This window comes from Hansschlegelia beijingensis, from assembly GCF_045505405.1.
In the GTDB taxonomy this organism is placed as follows: domain Bacteria; phylum Pseudomonadota; class Alphaproteobacteria; order Rhizobiales; family Methylopilaceae; genus Methylopila; species Methylopila beijingensis_A.
Window position 1 is genome coordinate 1 of the sequence record NZ_JBJKEX010000643.1, and the last position, 804, is coordinate 804.

Here is an 804-nt window from a genome sequence, read left to right on the forward strand (position 1 = left end):
GATCAGGCTGTTCCTGCCCGGCCTGGAAGAAATCGATGAACTGGACAAGATCGCCCGGGCCGCGGGGACTACCCGCAAAGAACGCGTCTCCACTTCCCAGGGGCGCGGCGGATCTTCTCGGACCGTCAGCGAGGAAGAACGGCCCGTGATCCGAGGCAACGAGATTCAGCAGCTGCCGGTAGGAGAAGCGTTCATGCACTACAGCAACGTCGCCCCGGCCAGGGTCAAACTCATGCCCTGGTGGGAACGCGCGGACGCAAATCAAATTAAGGAAGACAAGGCCACCGCGCAACAAAGCCGCGACAGGCAAGGAGCAATCCGATGACCGAAGAAACTCGCGATCCTTTTCCGCCCTCCCCTGCGGACGGCGGCGAATCGGTGGTGGCCGAGGGCATTGAAGAGGTTCTGGTCGAGCACGAGGAACGGCTTACCGTTCTGCAAGGATCCGTCGAAGCGATGGGCCAGGCGGTCGAAGACCTCCTGGCATCACCGCCGAAAAAGACACCAGCTCCTTGGAACTGGAAAGAACTAGATGGTGAGAAGTCCGTCGCTCTCATGGAGGCGCTGCGCGAGTGGGTGGACTGGATCAACGACCGGTACGGCGTATCGGACGCCTCCCGCATCTACGGCTGCTGGTACCGGCACGCTCCGGTTGTGGAAGAGCGCACGGCAGCCTGGCTCAGCTGGCGGGCAGCCAACTACGGCCACAAAGACCCCGTAACCGACCCGGCCAGCTGGCACAGGGACATCTTCTGGCCCATGCTTGAACGCATCGCATCCAAACCTTGGGGGCTGAGCAACTGC

At 62.1% G+C, this 804-nt stretch carries 2 protein-coding genes; both read left to right on the top strand.

Annotated features, from left to right (window positions below; all coding sequences use genetic code 11):
- The coding region (locus ACIKT0_RS19355; RefSeq protein ID WP_407106893.1) for a type IV secretory system conjugative DNA transfer family protein at positions 1-325 on the top strand (325 nt) is incomplete at its 5' end.
- Positions 322-804: hypothetical protein (locus tag ACIKT0_RS19360; protein ID WP_474998516.1), on the top strand; the 483-nt coding region annotated here is incomplete at its 3' end. The genes ACIKT0_RS19355 and ACIKT0_RS19360, both read left to right, overlap by 4 nt.